This is a genomic window from Meiothermus granaticius NBRC 107808, from assembly GCF_003574355.1.
GTDB classification, from domain to species: Bacteria; Deinococcota; Deinococci; order Deinococcales; family Thermaceae; genus Meiothermus; species Meiothermus granaticius.
Window position 1 is genome coordinate 48140 of record NZ_QWLB01000007.1, and the last position, 18506, is coordinate 66645.

Annotated in this window: 19 protein-coding genes and 1 tRNA gene; 10 read left to right on the forward strand and 10 right to left on the reverse strand. The window is 61.1% G+C overall.

Features of this window, described 5'->3' with window-relative positions; all coding sequences use genetic code 11:
* Nucleotides 1-38 precede the first annotated feature (38 nt).
* From Mgrana_RS03775 to rpmH, 4 genes are all read right to left on the reverse strand, one after another.
* Complete coding sequence (locus Mgrana_RS03775; protein WP_119356270.1) at nucleotides 39-1415, reverse strand: YidC/Oxa1 family membrane protein insertase; 1377 nt, start codon at nucleotides 1413-1415, stop codon at nucleotides 39-41.
* A complete protein-coding gene (gene yidD / locus Mgrana_RS03780; RefSeq protein WP_119356313.1) occupies nucleotides 1416-1667 on the reverse strand; it encodes a membrane protein insertion efficiency factor YidD in 252 nt (83 codons plus the stop codon).
* Nucleotides 1668-1730: 63 nt separating this feature from the next.
* Nucleotides 1731-2060 (reverse strand): ribonuclease P protein component, encoded by a 330-nt coding sequence (gene rnpA / locus Mgrana_RS03785; RefSeq protein ID WP_119356271.1) that lies wholly within the window; start codon nucleotides 2058-2060, stop codon nucleotides 1731-1733.
* Nucleotides 2061-2119: 59 nt separating this feature from the next.
* Entirely contained in the window at nucleotides 2120-2278 is a 159-nt protein-coding gene (gene rpmH, locus Mgrana_RS03790; RefSeq protein ID WP_119356272.1) for a 50S ribosomal protein L34, read from the reverse strand.
* Nucleotides 2279-2427: 149 nt separating this feature from the next.
* On the opposite strand from rpmH, the gene Mgrana_RS03795 reads away from it, so the two are divergent.
* A tRNA-Arg gene (locus Mgrana_RS03795) sits at nucleotides 2428-2503 on the forward strand.
* A 134-nt stretch (nucleotides 2504-2637) separates the two neighbouring features.
* Here Mgrana_RS03795 and Mgrana_RS03800 read toward each other — a convergent pair.
* From Mgrana_RS03800 to Mgrana_RS03825, 6 genes are read right to left on the reverse strand one after another with little or no spacing between them, the layout of a single operon-like run.
* Complete coding sequence (locus tag Mgrana_RS03800) at nucleotides 2638-4239, reverse strand: DUF885 family protein (RefSeq protein WP_206075041.1); 1602 nt, start codon at nucleotides 4237-4239, stop codon at nucleotides 2638-2640.
* Entirely contained in the window at nucleotides 4236-5360 is a 1125-nt protein-coding gene (locus Mgrana_RS03805) for a Gfo/Idh/MocA family protein (RefSeq protein WP_119356274.1), read from the reverse strand. The genes Mgrana_RS03800 and Mgrana_RS03805 overlap by 4 nt, the downstream gene beginning before the upstream one ends.
* On the reverse strand, nucleotides 5357-6457 hold the full coding sequence (locus Mgrana_RS03810) for a ketopantoate reductase family protein (protein ID WP_119356275.1): 1101 nt from the start codon (nucleotides 6455-6457) through the stop codon (nucleotides 5357-5359). The genes Mgrana_RS03805 and Mgrana_RS03810 overlap by 4 nt, the downstream gene beginning before the upstream one ends.
* Nucleotides 6458-6484: 27 nt before the next feature.
* The gene (locus Mgrana_RS03815; protein WP_119356276.1) at nucleotides 6485-7369 is read right to left on the reverse strand and encodes an ABC transporter permease; all 885 of its coding nucleotides are present in this window, start codon (nucleotides 7367-7369) and stop codon (nucleotides 6485-6487) included.
* A gap of 5 nt (nucleotides 7370-7374) precedes the next feature.
* Nucleotides 7375-8331 carry an ABC transporter permease gene (locus Mgrana_RS03820; protein WP_119356277.1) on the reverse strand — a complete coding sequence of 319 codons (957 nt, stop codon included), beginning with the start codon at nucleotides 8329-8331 and terminating at the stop codon, nucleotides 7375-7377.
* Between the two features lie 29 nt (nucleotides 8332-8360).
* Complete coding sequence (locus Mgrana_RS03825) at nucleotides 8361-9863, reverse strand: ABC transporter substrate-binding protein (RefSeq protein ID WP_240631239.1); 1503 nt, start codon at nucleotides 9861-9863, stop codon at nucleotides 8361-8363.
* A gap of 266 nt (nucleotides 9864-10129) precedes the next feature.
* Here Mgrana_RS03825 and Mgrana_RS03830 point away from each other — a divergent pair, with 266 nt between their 5' ends.
* From Mgrana_RS03830 to Mgrana_RS03870, 9 genes are read left to right on the forward strand one after another with little or no spacing between them, the layout of a single operon-like run.
* The gene (locus Mgrana_RS03830) at nucleotides 10130-11326 is read left to right on the forward strand and encodes a hypothetical protein (protein WP_119356278.1); all 1197 of its coding nucleotides are present in this window, start codon (nucleotides 10130-10132) and stop codon (nucleotides 11324-11326) included.
* On the forward strand, nucleotides 11326-12117 hold the full coding sequence (locus Mgrana_RS03835) for an IclR family transcriptional regulator (protein WP_119356279.1): 792 nt from the start codon (nucleotides 11326-11328) through the stop codon (nucleotides 12115-12117). The genes Mgrana_RS03830 and Mgrana_RS03835 overlap by 1 nt, the downstream gene beginning before the upstream one ends.
* Nucleotides 12118-12130: 13 nt before the next feature.
* A complete protein-coding gene (locus tag Mgrana_RS03840) occupies nucleotides 12131-13159 on the forward strand; it encodes a D-2-hydroxyacid dehydrogenase (protein ID WP_119356280.1) in 1029 nt (342 codons plus the stop codon).
* 1 nt (nucleotide 13160) lies between these two features.
* A complete protein-coding gene (locus tag Mgrana_RS03845) occupies nucleotides 13161-14363 on the forward strand; it encodes a M24 family metallopeptidase (protein WP_206075043.1) in 1203 nt (400 codons plus the stop codon).
* 52 nt (nucleotides 14364-14415) lie between these two features.
* A complete protein-coding gene (uraD, locus tag Mgrana_RS03850) occupies nucleotides 14416-14919 on the forward strand; it encodes a 2-oxo-4-hydroxy-4-carboxy-5-ureidoimidazoline decarboxylase (RefSeq protein WP_119356281.1) in 504 nt (167 codons plus the stop codon).
* Entirely contained in the window at nucleotides 14916-16220 is a 1305-nt protein-coding gene (locus Mgrana_RS03855; RefSeq protein ID WP_119356282.1) for a urate hydroxylase PuuD, read from the forward strand. Before uraD ends, Mgrana_RS03855 begins: the two co-directional genes overlap by 4 nt.
* Before the next feature lie 8 nt (nucleotides 16221-16228).
* Nucleotides 16229-16855, forward strand: a complete 627-nt coding sequence (locus tag Mgrana_RS03860; RefSeq protein ID WP_119356283.1) for a LysE family translocator — start codon at nucleotides 16229-16231, stop codon at nucleotides 16853-16855.
* 2 nt (nucleotides 16856-16857) lie between these two features.
* Nucleotides 16858-17214 (forward strand): hydroxyisourate hydrolase, encoded by a 357-nt coding sequence (gene uraH, locus Mgrana_RS03865; RefSeq protein ID WP_119356284.1) that lies wholly within the window; start codon nucleotides 16858-16860, stop codon nucleotides 17212-17214.
* A 33-nt stretch (nucleotides 17215-17247) separates the two neighbouring features.
* Nucleotides 17248-18501, forward strand: a complete 1254-nt coding sequence (locus tag Mgrana_RS03870; RefSeq protein WP_119356285.1) for an allantoate amidohydrolase — start codon at nucleotides 17248-17250, stop codon at nucleotides 18499-18501.
* Nucleotides 18502-18506: the final 5 nt, after the last annotated feature.

The window sequence follows — 18506 nt, forward strand, 5'->3', positions numbered from 1 at the left end:
GGGTTACCTGGGCATTCCCAAATCGGCTGGCTTTGGACTCAGCTTTTGGCAGGGGTCATCTTGATCCCCAGCTGCTTGTTGATGAGCCATTGCTGTCCCACGCTGATGATGGTTGAAAGTACCCAGTAAAGGGTGACCCCGGCTGGAAAGCTAAAGAGCAGGAAGGCAAACACCAAGTTCATCAGGATGCCCTGGCGCAGGGTGTCGCGGTTGCCGGCTGAGGAAAGCCATGTCGAGGCCAGCAAGACCAAGATGTAAAGCACAGGCAGGATATAGAGTGGATCGGGCAGGGCCAGATCTGGCACCCATAAAAAGCCCTGGCCGAACTCGTAGCCCACGATAATTCGGTACATCAAGAAAAGGATTGGCATTTGCAGCAAGAGCGGCAAGCATCCGGCTAAGGGATTGATCTTGTGCTCCTGATAGAGCTTCATGGTTTCTTCTTGCTGCTTCTCCTTGTTGTCTTTGTACTTCTCCTGAATTTTCTTCATCAGCGGCTGGATCTTTTGCATCTCCGCCATGCTTTTGTACTGCTGGTGCATCAAGGGCCACATCAGCAGGCGTAGCAACACGGTCACGATCACGATGGCCAACACCCAGCTGCCCCCCGCGATCTTGTGCGACTCTTCCAAAACCCACAGCAGTCCCAGTGAAATCTGGCCCCAGATGTTGGGCTGGAAGAGCCCAGGCAGGCTGTAGAAATGCTCGACGTGCAGCCGTACTAACTCATTGGCTCCACCATAGACCTTGAGGTTGAGGCCTCCCGCAGGGATTTGGATCTCGGCAATTCCAGCCCCGTTCACCACGCTCATCTTGATGTTGGTGGGGCTGGAAGGCCGGACCACCATGGCAAACCCGGACTTGGCTTGGGTTTGCCAGGAGACGTAGGTGGCCAGCCCGCTACCCGAAGCGGTGGGCTGCTGGCTGCCCTGAGCCAACCACTTCGTAACGGGGGTGGTGGTGTGGTCAATTCCGGTCCAGGTCAGGGTACGCGCGGTAGGGGTCTTGACATCCACGTCTATGGTCAGATAGCGCGGATGGATGGAGTAAGTCAGTACCGTGGGGCCTTGGATGAAACGGGCGATAAAGTCTGCATTGGGATCGTTGGGATCGCTGCGGAGAAACTCGCTTTTCTCTGGCTTGAAGTCGGAGAGGGTTCCGGGCAGGGTGATGCCCTCCTTGACCAGATTGGCAGCGCGACCATAGTTCCCCTTGAAATCCTGAGCTCGGGTGGTCTTGACAAACCATCCCACGATCTGGCCTTGCTCATTAAAGGCAATGTCGGCTAGGTTGGTGACAGCCACCTGCTCCACCTTGCCATCGGCGTTGATATCCTGTTGTCGCCACTCCGGCTTGAGGGCGAAGGCGGGAGCGAAAAAGACAGCCAAACTAACCAACCACAACCAACGTTTCATTCATTCCTCCATTTTTTGCACGCCGTCTAAAGGATTCCAGCGAATCCTGGGGCGCTGGCTGGGTACATAATCTAGGCCACCGGGGTGAAAAGGGTGACACTTCAGAATTCTGCGTACTGCCAGATAAGTGCCCCACAGGGCACCGTGGCGCTCTACGGCCTCGAGGGCATAACAGCTACAGCTCGGATAAAAACGACAAGTAGGCGGCTTCAGCGGCGAGATAAAGCGCCGGTAGAAGCGGATACCGCCCATCAGCAGTTGTTTCACAAACCAGGCTCCAAGGTCAGGTATTAAGGTAGAGCAAGCCGACCCGCGCTATTGTACCAGCCCACTCTTTTTTAAAGCATGGCTTAGGTCGCGGAGCAACTCCCAATATGTGGCGCTTGCGGCTTCGGGCTGAGCGGTGATCACTGCCTCGCAAGGGGGTAGATACATCTGGCGTAGCATCTCCCGCAGGCGGCGCCGTATTTTGTTCCGCACCACCGCTTTTCCAACCTTTTTTGAGACCACGATTCCGATGCGTACAGGATTTCTTACCGTAGGTCGCAGGGGAAACCAGCGCACCGAGACCAGCCTGCCTCGTCCAGCCCGCCCGGCCCGGATGCGCTGAAAGGCTTTCTCGCCTTTGAGAGAGGAAAAAGGCATATGGGCGCACCCTTAGAAAAATCCTCCCCGATTCGGGGAGGAAGCTCAGCTCGAGCCGCTTAGCGTTTGAGCTGGGGCTCGCTCGAGACGGTCAACTTGACGCGGCCCCGGGCGCGGCGCCTTGCCAAAACCTTACGGCCATTAGCGGTCTTCATGCGCGCACGGAAGCCGTGGGTTTTGGCTCGCTTGCGCTTATTGGGTTGCCAGGTGCGTTTCATGACTCCTCCGAAAACAATCTGCCCCGACTCGGGTCAGGCAACCCTAAAAGTGTAGCACATGCTGGGGCAGAGGCAAACCCCAAGGGGTTGACGGGTTTTGCTGTCCTAGATTGCTAAGCCCTGTTGGGGGCGCTATACTGCTTCGGCATGGCCCTGTAGCTCAGTGGATAGAGCACCCGCCTTCTAAGCGGAAAGTCGCAGGTTCGAATCCTGCCGGGGCCGCCAAGGAATGGCTCGTGGGCGGATGAAAATTGAAACCGGAGGCTTCCCTTTAGGAAAAGCCAAGAGGCCTTGACGGGCAGCTTTGTGACGATGAATCCTGGTCAGGTCTACCGCTTTGCCAACGAGACGGACCCGCCCTAGCCCCGGTGCAACTCCTCGGCCACCCAGCCCACCGGTAGCGAGCCAAAGGAGAGCAGTCGGTCGTGGAAGGCGCGGGGCTCCCCACCGACCGCTTGTCTGAGTTGGCGGATGGCCTGGGTGCCGAGCCAGTACATGAGCCGGGTAGCTGGGTAGATGGAGTTGCGGGTGGTTTCAGCCCAGACCCGCCCCTCCGCCATCCCCACCGCCTCGAGGTAGAAGCGACGCACCTGCTCGAGCCCCCAGGTGCCGCGATGTAGCCGGATATCGGCCAGGCCCATGGCTGCGTTGCGCAGCTCGGCATGCTTGAGCATCAGCTGCTCCTGGGGGGTGTAAAAGCCTTCGGCCTCCTTCATGAGGTCTTGAACGTAACAAGCCCAGCCCTCAATCATCGTCCCGCCGGACAGAAAGGCGATCCCCGAGGCGCAGTCGGTTCCAGCCAGCTGACCCAAGCGCACACCAGAAGCCCTGGCACGGGCGTTTTGGGTGTGGTGGCCGATGGACCCATGATGAACCACGTGGGTGATCTTGATGCTGGCGAGATTTTGTCCGCGCAGGTAGGCCTCGAGGGGATCTGCTGGAGGAAAAACCCAGTAAGGGCTTCCCGAGCCGGCACGTCCGGCGGGAGGGGAGCGGTAAAAGAGAAAATAAAGATCTCCGGCCAGACTTCGAGCCCATTCGGGCAGGGTTTGGAAGGTCAGGCCGTATTCCCGAGCCGGGGTCACCAGTCCAGCGGCCTCGGCGGCCTCGAGGGCCTGCTGGTTCCAGAATTCGTAGGTTGGGATGACCCCCTCCAGGGGGGGATGTTGGTTTTCCAGAGCCGCCAGTTGTTCGCGCCAGCCGCGAGAAGCGTCTAGCCTGGCGGCCATGGCCTCGAGCTCGCTTTGGTATTGCTCGAAGCCTTCCAGCGCCAGCCGTTCTGCTTCTTGGGGGCCAAAGGGCAGCCCATGGGCCTCGCGCATTAGAAACTCAAGGTACTCCTCACCGCTGGCGGGGTTTGCCTCTGGGTGATGCTCGAGATTGGCCGTAAACTGGCGAACCGATGCCAAGGCAGACCGTATGGGGGGCTCGAGGGCCTCCGACCAAAGGGGATGCAGCCGCAATCCCTGTTCCAAGAGCCGAACGATTGCGCCGCACTCGAGCCTAGCCCGCCTCACCCAGTCGCGGGGGATGGCCCGCTGGCCCAGCCAGGACTGGGCCGAGGCGAGAAACCCTGGAATGGCCTCGAGCCGCTGCCGCAAGGAGTCAGGATGGCGGGGCGGATCGCTGGGCAAGAGCAGCGAGATGATCCCGAAGGCGGTTTCCCCGGTATACCAGGTGGGGTTGTGGAAGCGCGGACGATGCTGAAGCTCCCGAATGGCCACGTGAACTTGAGCCCGCAGCATTTTGAGCTCCAACCGTTCCGCACTCGAGGATCCCGCGGGCAGACGCCCCGCTTCCTGCGCCAGCCGGCTCAGCATGGAGTGTTCGCGCTCGAGGGCCTCGGTATCCGCCGGAGGCAGGCGACCGTCGTGTCCATCCAAGCCCATGAAGGTTGCATCTACCGGATGAAACTCGGCATGCAGCCTCAGGAATTGCTCGACCAGGACAGCTAGGCTCAAGAGGGGTTCTCCTGGGGCAAATCTACCCAGCGCCGCTCGAGATGGGCCTGTACGATGGCGTCTACAGCTTCTTGGCTCTTGGCCCCGTCGTAAAAGGTACATTCTGCGGGGGTGTCATCCAGGATCTCGTCTACGAAGTGCCGCACCAAGTTGCGGTAATAGAGCTCAGGCCAGGGGGTGTGTAGGTCGGTTCCAGGGGGATAGGCCGAGGCCGGCAGTTCTACAGGCTTGAACTCCACCTCATCCGGGGTGGCAAAGTGCAGGGTCTCGGCCACCCCAAACTCGGTGACCAGCCGGGCGACCGCCGCCCCCTTGGAGCCATAGACCCGCAGCTCTACCCCAGGGTAGTTGCCCACAGCGACGTATGAGGTTTGGAGCATCCCATGAGCCCCGGAGACAAACTCAGCGATGGCCACAGCGCCATCCTCGACCTCGATGCGCTGGAGGTTGTCCCCATAGCCCCGAACCACCCGTTCAGGGACGAAGTTGCGCATGGTTGAGGCCACGCTCTTATACTCCCCCACACACCAGCGCACCAAGTCGAGAAGATGCGACCCATAGCCGACGATGCTGCTGGGGATAAGCCTGTTCCAGTCAGCCCCCTCAGGAACCTGGCGCAGAGGGAAATAGGGATCGAGGAACTGTGAGTTCTGCTCGAGCCCATGCACGTGGAAAATCTGTCCCAGGGTGCCGTCTGCGATCCACTTTTGTATCTGCCGGATGGCAGGAGAATAGCGAAAGGTAAAGCCCAGCTTGGTTCGCACGCCCCGCTCTTGGGCCGCCCTGGCTACAGCGAAGGCATCTTTGGCTTCTCGAGCCAAGGGCTTCTCGCACAGCACATGCTTCCCAGCCTCAATCACGGCATAGCTGAGGGGAAGATGGGTGTCGGTGGGGGTGCAAATGTCCACCATTTCCACCTCGGGATCCGCCAGCAACTCGTGGGGATCGGTGTACACTCGCTCGATGCCAAACCGCTGAGCCATGGCCTGTGCCCGCTCGGGTATAAGGTCGCAAATGGCCACCAGACGAGCCCGCTCATAAGCTGCATATCCCGGCAGGTGGGCTTTTTCAGCCCAGGCATGGGCCCCCAATACCCCCACACCCAGCCGCTTTGTGCTCATGGCAGCTCCTTTCCCAGGCTGCGGACATAGGCCTCGAGCTCATCGTAGTTGTGGAACCCCAGCTGCCGCCGGCCCTGCTCAATTTCAAAAATCATGTTGGCCAGTTTCTCTACCAACCGCGTATCTGCTCCGGCTCGCTGGCCATACTCGATCAGCTTGCCGTTCATGGCGCCTACCTCAGAAGGCCGTTTGCGGTAGACAATATCCCACCAGATTCCCGAGCCCTTTTTCTTGAATTCATGCCGGGTGGGGTTCTGGTCCTTTTTGAGCAGCCAGATGGCGTGTTGAATGTTGGCAATGAGCTTCTGGGTATCGGCGGGGGTTTGGGGCTTGTAGTTGGCCGGATCGAAGAAATCAAAAGCTTCCACCGCGATCCCGTTTTTTTCAGCGATCTCGAGCGCTTCGCGCACCACCGCCCCTGCAATGCGGGCGTAGCGTTCGACCCCCAGGGTTTCATGAATTCGGGCGTCGGCCAGAGCGCTAAACACCACCTGCTGGGAGTAGACCTCCTTGGCCCAGATCTGCCCCCAGATATTGGAGGAGAGCTGGACCTGAGTCAGCGACTCGAGCATCTGGGATAGCTGGAGGAGTCTGGAGGTGAACTCCGGTGTGCTCATTTCGCCCAACTGAATCGGCCCTTCGTGGACGAACTCCAGATAGCCGGGGTCCACCAAAGCCCCACCGTAGTTGGGAATCGAGCCCACCACCCGCTCCATCCCGCCCAACCCGGCTTGGCTTAGGATTTGAGCGATCAGGGGTTCGTTGAAGCCATTTTGGAAGCTGACGATGAAGGTTTCGGGGGAGATCAGCGGCAGAATCTGCCGCAGTGCCCCCTCGGTATGCTGAGACTTGGTGGCAATTAAGACCGCCTCGAGCGGGCCGTTCCTCTCCACGTGAGCCGGCAGTTGATCCGGGGTCAGGGCTCTGACCGGGAGGGTCATCTCCCCGCGGATGCCGTCAATGTAGAGCCCACGGGTATTCATGGCTTCCACATGCTCTTTCCACTGATCCACCAACACCACGTCGTAGCCCGCACGGGTCATATAAGCCCCCGCCAAGCCACCGATCGCACCAGAACCAATAATTGTGATCTTCAAAACCTGCCTCCCTTGTTTGGAGTGGAGTTACAGCCTGGGGTCGAGGGCGTCTCGCAGTCCATCTCCTAAAAAATTCACCGAAAGCACCGTGATCAGGATAAAAAGCCCTGGAAAGGCGGCCAGCCAGGGAGCCGTCTCGAGCCAGTCTGAGGAACCGTTGAGCAGGTTGCCCCAGGTGGGGGTGGGCGGCTGGACACCCAAGCCAAAAAACGATAGGGCCGATTCCAGCAGGATGGCCCCGCCTACAGCCAAGGTAGTGCTGACTACGATGGGCCCTAGAGCGTTGGGCAAGATGTGGCGAAACATGATGCGAGCATTGCTCCCCCCTAGAGCCCGCGAAGCCTCGACGTACTCCCTCGAGCGCAGGCTCAAGAACTGGCTGCGTACCAGTCGAGCAGTGCTCATCCAGCCCAGGCCTCCGATGATCAACACCAACAGCCCTAGACTGGGCCGCAGAAACCCCGAGAGGGCAATCACCAGCGGTAACACCGGGATAGAGAGCACCATGTCGGTGAAGCGCATCAATGCGGTATCGATCCAGCCGCCATAGAACCCCGAAAGAGCTCCAATCAAGGTGCCCAACAAGGTGGCCACCAAGGCACTGGAAAGACCGACCAAAAGAGATACTCGAGCCCCATACAAAATGCGGGTGGCGTTGTCGCGCCCGAGCTGATCGGTACCCATGGGGTGCTTGAGGCTAGGGGGGGTGGGCTGGCCTAACAAGGCGGGGTCTTGCCCGTCAAAGGTGTAGGGGGTTAGGGCTGGAGCGAAGATCGCCATCAAGGCCAGCAGGATCAACACCACCAGCCCAGCCTGGGCCAGTTTGTGGCGCCGGAAGCGGCGCAGGGCTTGGCCCAGAAACGACTCGTTGGGGCGCAGCTTAGGGGGGGAGGTGGGCACGGCTTGGCTCATGGGGTTTACTCGTAGCGAATCCGGGGGTCAACCAGGGAGTACACCAAATCGGTAAGGACATTGGTGGCGATCAAGGCTAGACTCCCGATCATCAACAGGGCCATCAGCACCGGGTAATCGCGTCCGTTCATGGCCTCGATGAAGAGCCGACCCATGCCTGGCCAGGCAAAGATGGTCTCGGTGACCACGGCACCGGAGAGGATTCCGGCAAAGTCCAGGGCGATGATGGTGATTACAGGAACCAGCGCATTTCTCAAAGCATGGCGGTAGACCACCACCCGCTCCGAAAGGCCCTTAGCCCGTGCGGTGCGGATGTAGTCCAATCCCAGCACATCCAGCATTGAGCTGCGCACAAACCGGCCCCAACTGGCGATGTTGGCAACGGCCAAGATACAGGCCGGGAGGATCAGGTGGCGCAACCGATCCAGGAAGCTGCCATCCCCGATGGTCTCGAGCCCTGCCGAAGGCAACAGGTGTAACCGAACGGCGAACAGGGCCTGAAGCATCAGTGCCAGCCAGAAGATCGGCATTGAGATGCCCAGAAACGATAAGAAGGTGAAGCTGTAGTCAAGGGCGCTATACCGCCTGAGGGCGCTCAGGATACCCAGCGGCAGCGCCACCAGCAGGGCCAGGGTGAAGGCACTGCCGCCTAGAATCAAGGTCGGGCCGATCCGCTCGGAAATATCTAGACCTACCGGGCGTCCAGAACGGATGCTATAGCCCCACTCCCCTCGCAGCAAAGCCCCGAGCCAGCGCAGGTATTGCACTGGTACGGGCTGGTCGAGGCCGAGCTCACGCTCGAGGTTTTTGAGCGCTTCCGGTGAAACCGAGGGGTTGTCGGCATACACATCGAGCGGCCCACCGGGGGCCAGATGCAGTACCCCGTAGAGAAGGATAGAGACCCCGAGCAGCAAGGGGATGCTGCTCAGGATCCGGCGGGCCAAGTAGAGGGGGAAGTTCATTCGGATTCGCGCGGGTTGGAAAACCCCGGTTACTTCTTAAGCCACCAATCGCTGGTGTTGCGGAAGTTGGTTTGATTGGTGGGGTTGGGTTTGAAGTTTTGCAGCTTCTCGGTCACCGCGATGATCTGTGGGGCCTCGAAAAGCGGCAAAGTGGCCAGATCGCTCAGCACCTGGTTTTGTACCCGGGCCATATAGAGCGTAACCAGGGAAGGATCGAGGGTCTGGGAGGCCTTCTCGAGGAAGGAGTCCACGGTGGCATTGGAGTAGCCGCTGCCGTTGTTAAAGCCCTTGGTGGTGTAAAACGAAACGTAGGAGTCAATTGGGTCAGCGGGGGTAATCCAGCCAGAGTACCACACGTCATAGCCGCCCTTGCGCCGGGCATCGGAGAGGGCAGCCCCACTCTTGTTGTCGGGGATCAGTTCAACCCCCACGGCCTTCATCTGCGCGATGATGACCTGCTGTGCCAGTTCATACTCGGCCCGCCCAGCCTGGGTCATGAACTTGAGGCTCAGCCGCTTGCCATCTTTGACCATGATGCCATCGGGGCCGGGATTGAACCCTGCTTCCTTGAGTGCAGCCTTGGCCTTGGCCGGGTCATACTTGTAGATGGGTACCGCGTTGCTGGCAAAGTCAAAGCTCGAGACCACGAAGGTGTTGAGGGGCTTGAGATAACCGCCCAAGGCTTTATTGATGGAGTCGCGATCAACCCCATAGGCAAAGGCTTTGCGCACGTTCAAGTCTTTCAAGAACTCATTCTTGAAGTTGAAGGTGAGGTGGCGGAAAGCCAGGGTTTTGGCGTTGATGACCTTGAGCCCCGGTACGTTGTCGATGCTGGGGGCCAGGGTAAAAGGGATGTTGTAGGCGAAGTTCACCTCTCCCGATTTGAGCTGGGTGACGGTGGTGTTGGTGTTGGGGATGATCTTGAAGATGATGCGGTCTATGTAGGGAAGCTGGTTCCCTGCGGCATCCTTACGCCAGTAGTTGGGATTGCGCTCGACAATTACGTACTGGCCGCGCTTGAACTCGGTGACGCGGAAAGGCCCGGCTCCGAAGGGCTTGTCCCAAAAGGGATCCTTGTTCAGATCTTTGCCCTCGAGGACATGCTTGGGCAGAATGCCATAGCTGAACAGGGCCGACTTAAACCCTGAGAAGATCTGCTTGTAGTAGATCACCGCGGTAAGGGGGTCGGGGGTCTCGATCCGCTCGATTTCTTCGGTACCGTCTTTTTCAGGGCCGAGGTACTTGGGATCCTTGATGGCCTCCCAGGTAAACTTCACATCCGCTGAGGTTACCGGCTCTCCATCGGCCCATTTCACTCCAGGGCGGAGTTTGTAGGTCACGATCATCTTCTTGCCATTGTCGGTGATCCGGATGCCCTTGTTGGCCAGGGTAGGGACTTCTACCGCTAAGGCCGGCTGGAACTTGGCATTTTCATCCGGGTAGACCAGAGGCTCCAAAAAGGTGGACTGTACGTCGGTGAGGAAGCCGCTGGCGTAGGGATCGAGGGTATCGAGATCATACCCCAGAGCCACCGTCAAGGTGCCTCCTCGGTCCTGGGCCGACACCATTCCGCCTAGTAGAATAAATAAACCCAGCAGGGGTGCTGCAAACGGCTTGAGGCGCATTGCTAATCCCATTGCTTCCTCCCTTTCTATACCTCATCTCACTCCGTGAAAAAGGAGTCTTTTGAGATGGATGTGATTGCAACTTTACCGAGATAGGGTAAGATTGTCAACGACTTCCAAGGAGATAGGAATTCCACTCTACGGAATAATGCTGGTTTTGCGGAGGACTGCTGATGACCAACCCCCAGCCCCAAACCCAAGAGCAGGATTTCGACCTAGGGCGACGACTGACCGCGTTAGCTATGGGAATGGATCGCCTCGAGCGCCACCTCTCGGGAGGTCAGGGAGCCCTCGACTCGGAAGGTTTAGTCCCCATCTACCTGGGCAGCGCATGGGTGCCCCCTGACCCGCTTTCCAGTTGGGGAGAGGTCCTTGAGCGCCTCGAGGGCTTGGAGCAGGAAGCCCGTGCCTATCCTCAGGGGCCCCGGCGCCAGTTTCTCTTGGATATGACCGATTCGCTGCGGGCTGCAGCTCAGCTCTTTGCTGGACAGGAGCTGGGCTTTGCCGAGAAGCTGGAGCGGTTGGTAGGGGTACCCGCAGCCCCGGTGGCCCCCGATCGACTCGAGGCGCTACAGTCTGAGCTAGACCGGCTGCTGAGCGGAATGGGGTATCGCCAAGGCCCCCTAGCCCAGCGGGCGGCCCGCTGGGAGGGTGAACGCTTTGTGGAGCCAGAGCAGCTTGAATCGCTGTTTCACTCCCTGATGACCGAGGCCCAGCAACGCACCGATGCCCAGGTGTTTCCAACTGGGGACTACACCATGCGGCTCAACCTGGTACGAGGGGTGCCCTACAGTGCTCGCTGTAGCTTCAACCAGGGTCAGATGGACCTCAACGCCGATCTGCGCTTCACTCCTTCAGGGCTCAAGCACCTGGTGTGCCACGAGGTGTTTCCAGGGCACTCCACCCAACTGCTCTACACCTGGGAAGCCGCCCGGCGCGGCGAAAGCTCTCCAGATGTGCTGCTGTGTACCGCGAACACTGTGGTGGGTGCCATTCAGGAGGGCATTGGCGACCAAGGGATTCACCTCATTGACTGGGTTGAGACCTCCGATGATGCGCTGCACCTCACCCTGCGCCGATTGCGCACGGCTGCCGCGACCAGCGCGGCCTGGTATCAGATGGAAGAGGGGTGGCCGTTGGAGAAGGTACGGGAATTCCTGCGTGAGGTGGCTTTCCCACAGGAAACCTGGCTCGAGGGCCGCCTGCGCTTTGCGGCACACCCCTTCCGGGGGCCCTTCATCGCTTCCTATTGGTTTGGTGACGAGGCCGTGCGGGAGGCCAGGGAACGGGCTGGGCAGCGGCGGGCTGAGTTTGTGAGCTTCCTGTACGGTAGCATGAACAGCGTTCAAAGTATGCGGATGTGGGCCTGATGGCACGAAGCGTATCCCCCGAAACCTCGGAAGCCTCCAGCACGGTACGGGCCGTGGAGCGGGCTTTGCAGCTCATCGAGATCTTTGCCCGAAGCCGGGGTCCTTTGGCCATCAGTGAACTGGCGGCGCAGGTTGGGCTGCCCCCCAGTACCGTTCACCGGTTGGTGCAGACCTTGATGAGCCTGGGGTACGTGGTGCAGTACCCGCAGTCCAAGCGCTATGGGGTGGGTCGTGGGATTGCCGAGATCAACCGGGCGATGTTGCTCAAGTATGAGTTTGGCCGCTTTGCCAAGCCGCACCTCGAGGCCCTGGTTGAAGTCACCGGTGAGACGGCCAGCTTGGCCGCTTTATACGGCACATCGGCGATTTACCTGAGCCAGCTCGAGGCCCCGTCAATGGTACGGGTCTCCAATCCGGTGGGCACCCCGGTTCCGCTGCACTGCACTGCGGTGGGGAAGGTTTTTCTGGCTGATTTCCGCTCGGCCATGCTCGAGGAAACCCTGGCCTATGCGGGTCTCGAGGCCTGTACCCCCCATACCCTGACCGCCAGAGAGGCGCTGGAACGCGAACTGGGGCGCGTTCGCCACCAAGGCTATGCTTTGGACGACCAGGAATATGCCGAGGGGGTGCGCTGCCTGGCTGTAGGGCTGCGGGGCAGCTCAGGTGCGGTGGTGGCCGCCCTAAGCCTGTGTGGGCCTCTGAGCCGCATTCCCGATGAGCGTATCCCTGAGCTGGCTGGGGCGGTGATGGAAATCGGAGACCGTTTCGCTCGGCAGATGCGTGAACCCTAATCGAGGACAGCCCATGACCAAGGTATTGATTTGCTCCTATCTAGAGCCTGAGCATGTGGAGCGCATCCGTGTGCTGGACTCCCGGCTCGAGGTGATCTACGCTCCCGAACTCTTGCCCAAGCCGCGCTACCCCGCTGACCATGTGGGGTTTCCGCTCGAGCGCACCCCTGCAGAGCAAGCCCGTTGGGAAGCCTTGCTGGCCGAGGCGGAAGTGCTCTTCGATTTTGATTACACCGGGATACCGGCCCTCCCCGAGCGGGCCCCACGGGTACGCTGGATTCAGGCCAGCAGTGCGGGGATTGGGCAGTTTGTCCGGCGCCACGGCTATGCGCGGATGAACGCGGTTTTTACCACCGCCAGTGGGATTCATGCCCGGCCCTTGGCCGAGTTCGTGCTGATGGTCATGCTCGAGCAGGTCAAACAGGCCTCGCTGGCCCGCAAGCAACAACAAGAACACCTGTGGCAGCGCTTTGCCACCGAAGAGCTAACCCATAAAACCCTGGCCATTGTTGGGCTGGGCAATATCGGGCGGGAGGTGGCTCGGCTGGCGAAGGCCTTCGAGATGCGGGTCATTGCCAATAAGCGCCGTCTGGATGGGCAGATCCCCGAGTCCCTGGGGGTAGATCAACTCTTCGCCTGGGATGAGCTTTACCCGATGCTCTCTCAGGCTGATTTTGTTTGCCTGATCACCCCCCATACCCCTGAGACCGAAGGCTTGATCAACCACAGGGCCTTCGCTGCGATGAAACCGGGGGCCATGCTGATTAACATCGCCCGGGGGGCGGTGGTGGTCGAGGATGACCTTCTGGCGGCCCTGGATTCTGGAGCCCTGGCCCACGCGGCCTTGGATGTGGCTGCGGTCGAGCCGCTGCCGCCGCAAAGCCCGCTGTGGGCGCATCCGAAGGTTACGATCTATCCGCACTCGGCCAGCACCAGTGCGTTTGAGAACGCCCGACTCACCGAGCTGTTTTGCCAAAACCTGCGCCGCTATCTGAACCGCGAACCGCTCCTTAATCGGCTTGATCTCGAGAGGATGTACTGAAGTGGAGCGCCTGGAAATCTCAGTGGAGGAGTATCAACAGCGGGTCCAAAGGCTGCAAGCCCAAGTCGAGCAGGCGGGGTTTGCCGGGATGGTGGTGTTTGGGCCGGTGAGGGTAAGCTACCTGAGCGGGTTTTTCTTCGCCAAGACCGAGCGCCCGGTGGTGTTGGTGGTCCCGCTGAACGGCCCACCTGCGATGCTGATTCCCCACCTCGAGGCCGAGCACCTGCGCAGCCAGTGCCCACAGATTTCAACCGTCCATACCTATCCGGAGTACCCTGGGGGTGGGTCGGGGAAGCACCCGATGGTTCACCTGGCTGACCTGTTGGCCGAGGTGGGGCTTAGGGGCAAGCGACTGGTCGCTGACTACGATGGTTACGAAAATCGCTGGGGGTATCGCGGGCCCAAGCTCAGCCAGGTGCTAGGGCAACAGATCGCTGAGGGGCTCGAGCTGATCGATGATGCCCGTATGGTCAAAAGCCCGGCGGAGATCGCCCTGATTGAGGAGGCCTGCCGCTGGGGCGATCGCGCTCACCGCATACTTCAAGACCAGATTCGGGTAGGGGCCAGCGAGCTGATGGTCTCACACGCGGCCAGCCTCGAGGCCACCCGGGAGCTGCTTGCGGCTTTGGGGCCGCGCTACGTGCCCAAAGCCAGGGAGGGGCTTCCGGCCAATGCCATGTTCATTCGAGGGGCCAATACCGCCCATCCCCACGGGCTACACCAGCACAGCGGTGTGCAGGTGGGGGATGTGCTGGTCACCGGGGCCTATGCTTTGATGGGCGGGTATGAATCCGAGCTCGAGCGGACCCTGATTGTCGGTGAGCCGGATCAGCGCTTTGCCGAGTATTTCGAGGCGATGCTGGCCGCGCAGGAGGTGGCCTTTAGGGCCATCCGTCCTGGGCGCACCTGCGCCGAGGTGGAGCGCGAGGTCTCGAGCTTCATCCGCGACGAGCTGGGGATGGCCGCCTTAATGCGCCACCACACCGGACACGGTTTCGGCCTCGAGGGCCATGAGCACCCCTTTCTTGACCTGGATGATGATACCCCCATCCAGCCCGGCATGATCTTTTCCGCTGAGCCGGGGCTGTATGTGCCGGGATATGCCGGATTTCGCCACTCCGACACCCTGGTGGTGACCCAAACCGGCTGCCGGGTACTCTCGCAGTATCCCCGGGACCTGGGGTCGCTGATTCTTCGGGCTTGAGGCCCTCTTTCCGGCTACCCTAAACCGGAACGGCCCCGGTACAATCAGGGCCATGCGGCTCGAGGCGCTCAACCTCTCATCCCGCGAAGCCTTTGTGAAGAGCCTGGGCTGGGTATTCGAAGGCTCGCCCTGGGTAGCGGAGGAGACCTGGCCCACCCGGCCCTGGAACAACGTGGACACACTCCATGCCGCGATGTGCGCCATGGTTGAGCGGGCTCCAATCGCACGGAAGCTGGCCCTGATTCGGGCCCACCCGGATCTGGGCTCGAGGGCCAAGATGGCCCAGGCTTCATTGAGCGAACAGAAGGGTGCAGGGCTGGACCAGCTCAGCCCTGAGGAGTACGAGCGCCTGCAACACAGAAACCGCGAGTATGCCCAGAAGTTTGGCTTTCCCTTTATCCTGGCGGTGAAGGGGAAAACCAAGGAAGAGGTGTTCGCCGCCCTGGAGGAGCGACTGGGTCGGTCTAAAGAAGAGGAGCTGGAGACCGCCCTGGCGCAAATCTACGCCATCGCCGGGTTTCGCTTGCGGGAAGCCATTGAGGAGGGAGCGGCTTGAACCCTTTGGATCAAGACCGCCTGCGGCTGGTGCGCTGGCCCTGGATCCTGGCCTTGTTGCTGTTGTTGGGGCTGGGCTTGCTGCTGGCTCGGCTGGGGGGGTGGGAGGCCCAAGCCAAGGAGTGGCTGGGGCTGGGGGTGCGGTTTTTCCATGTGCTCTATGCCATCGCCTGGATCGGGGCCAGCTTCTACTTCATCTTTTTAGAAAACTCCCTCGAGCGCCAGGGGGTGCGGGAGGAGCTCTCGGGCAACCTCTGGGCGATCCACGGGGGGGGTATGTATTACCTCGAGAAGTATAAGACCGCCCCCAAGCCACTTCCCAAGTATCTACACTGGTTTAAGTGGGACGCCTACTTCACCTGGATCACCGGGTTTTTGCTCTTGGTCATCGTCTATTACGCCGATCCTAAAACCACCTTGCTGAGCCCTGAGAGCCCTCTCTCTGCCCCTATGGCGGTGGCCCTGGGGGTTCTCAGCTTGGTTCTGGCCTGGGGGGTTTATGTGGGCCTCTCCCGCACGGTGCTGCTGCAAAATCCAGGCTGGTTCCTGCTGGTAGGAGCGGTGCTGGTTGGGCTGGTGGCCTGGGGGTTGGGCCATGTCTTCAGCGGGCGAGGAACCTTTATCCACGTGGGGGCGATGCTCGGCACCATCATGGCGGGGAATGTTTTCTTCGTGATCATCCCCTCGCAAAAAGCCCTGATACGGGCGGCCCAGAGCGGTCAGACCCTAGACCCGGGCTTTGTGAGCTGGGTGCAGCTCCGCTCCCGCCACAACAACTACCTGACCCTGCCGGTGCTCTTCACCATGATCTCCAATCATTTCCCCAGCACCTACGCCAATGGTCTGGGCTGGCTGATCCTGCTGCTACTGTTTGGGGCTGGGGTGGCGGTGCGGCACTTCATCAACGTCACGGAGAAGGAACACCACACCACCACCCAAACCGGGGGGGCCATGCCCTATCTGCTGGTGCTGGCTGGGGCTTTGATGCTGGCGGCTTTTTACCTCTCGGTTCCCAAGAATGCCCCCGTAGCCGCTCAGCCGGTAGCCTTTGCCCAGGTTCAGGCGGTCGTCTATGAGCGCTGTGCTTCCTGTCATGCGGCCCGGCCTACTCAGGCTGGTTTTGCCTCGGCCCCGGCGGGAGTGCTGCTGGATAGCCCGGAGCGGATCATGCAGTTTAAAGACCAGATCATCCAGGTGGCGGTGAACACCCAGTACATGCCGCTGGGAAACATCACCGGGATGAAGCCTGAAGAGCGGGCGCTGTTGGGGGCTTGGTACCGCGCGGGGGCCAAAGGCCCGTAGGAGGCAATATGCTGGACTCGTCCACCGTTCTGGCCTTGATTGTGGCTTCCGTAGCCCTGGCCCTGCTCCCTGGGCCAAGCTCAATGCTGGTGCTCTCGCGCAGCCTGGCCGGGGGACGGATGGTGGGGCTGGCGACTTGTATGGGCAGCCTGGTGGGGTCGTTGGGGGTAGTGCTGCTGGCGGGATTGGGGCTTTCGGCTCTGCTGCTGGCCTCAGATGTGGCCTTTGGAATGGTTAAAATTGCCGGTGGGCTTTACTTGATCTACCTGGGGGTTCGGACCCTGCTCGAGCGGAACCGCCTCTTAACCCCAACCGTAGCCCCCATCACCCCCCGCCAAGCCTTTGTCCAGGGGGTTTTGACCGATCTGCTCAACCCTAAAACTGCGTTGTTTTTCACGGCCTTTTTGCCCCAATTCATCCACCACGAGCGCGGCTTGGTGACCCTGCAGTTCATCCTGCTGGGGTTTATCACCGTGGCCATACTGGTGATCTACGCCATAATTTTGGCCTTCTCGGCCTCGAGCCTGCGGGCTTGGTTGCTGCAACACCCCAGCTTTGCCCTCTGGCAATCGCGGGTGGTGGGGTGTTTGTTCGTCGGCCTGGGCCTGCGGCTGGCCTTGGCCCGGAGGGAGTAAGGATGGCCCGGCTTTCAACCCATGTTCTAGACCTGGCCTCGGGTCGGCCGGCGGCAGGGCTGGGGCTCGAGCTGTTCAGGCTTGGCCCAAGCGGTCACCGAATTGCCCTCAAGGCCGCCATCACCAACCCCGATGGCCGCACCGATGAACCGCTGCTCACGGGGGATTTCCTCGAGACCGGGGTGTACGAGCTGGTTTTCCAAGCCGGGGCTTATCTCCGGGCCCAAGGCTATGCCCTGCCCGACCCGCCCTTTCTGGACGAGATCCCCATCCGATTTGCAATTGCTGATCCCAAAGGGCATTACCACGTGCCCCTGCTGCTCTCGCCGTTTGGCTACAGCACCTACCGAGGGAGCTGAGAGAGGCTCCAGGGCACCGGTAGGATGGAGGCTATGGACCCTAAAGATCTGGCTGCCGAGGCCCTTCGCCGCTGCCGGGTGTTGGCCCGCTTCTCTGAGGAGCCTGGCCGGCTCACCCGCACGTTCCTTTCCCCACCGATGCGCGAGGTGCAGGCCGCGCTGGCCGGTTGGATGGGCGAGCTGGGGATGGAGGTACGGGTGGATGGGGTGGGGAACCTGATCGGGCGCTATGAAGGCCGCAGCCCAGGGGCCCAGACGTTTCTCCTGGGCTCGCACGTGGACACCGTGCGGGATGCGGGGAAGTACGACGGGGTGTTGGGGGTGATGCTCGGCCTGGCGTTGGTGCAGGGCTTAGAAGGCCGTAGGTTGCCCTTTGCCCTCGAGGTCATCGCCTTTTCCGAGGAGGAGGGGGTGCGCTACCGGATGCCCTTTCTGGGCAGCCGGGCGGTCACCGGAACCTTCGACCCGGAGCTCTTGCAGCTCAAGGATGCCGAGGGTTTGTCCCTGGCAGAGGCCATCCGGGCCTTTGGCCTGGACCCGGACTGGATCCCTAGGGCCGCGTATGCCCAGGAGGCGCTCCTGGGCTACCTCGAGTTCCACATCGAACAGGGCCCGGTGTTGGAATCCCTCGGCCTGCCGCTGGGAATCGTGGAGGCCATTGCCGGGCAGACCCGGCTCGAGGTGATCTTCCGGGGCCGGGCCGGCCATGCCGGGGCCACCCCCATGCCCCTGCGCCGTGACGCCCTGGCCGGGGCTGCCGAGTGGATGACCCTGGTGGAGCGCGAGGCGCGGGGGGAGGCGGGCTTGGTCGCTACGGTTGGTACCCTCCAGGTTTCACCGGGGGCGGTCAACGTGATCCCGGGCGAGGCGCGGCTGAGCCTGGATGTGCGCCATGCCTATGACGAGGTGCGTGAGCGGCTGGTGGCCTACATGGTGACCCGGGCCCAGCAGGTGGCCCAGCGGCGGGGCCTCGAGCTGGCCCTGCACACCCGCTCTGAGCAGCCGGCGGTGCCCTGCGACGAGGGGCTCAACGACCTGCTGGAGGAAGCCCTGCAGGAGCTGGAACTGCCCGTGCACCGTCTGGTCTCTGGCGCGGGGCACGATGCCATGATCCTGGCCCCTTTTTGCCCCTCCACCCTGCTTTTCCTGCGCAGCCCGCAAGGGCTCTCCCACCACCCCGACGAGGCGGTCTGGCCGCAGGATGTAGAGGCGGCGGTGCGGGTGGGGCTGAGGTTCTTGGAGCGGCTCGAGGCCCGGTGGGGCCAGGGTAAACCGGGCCCTATTTGACGTTC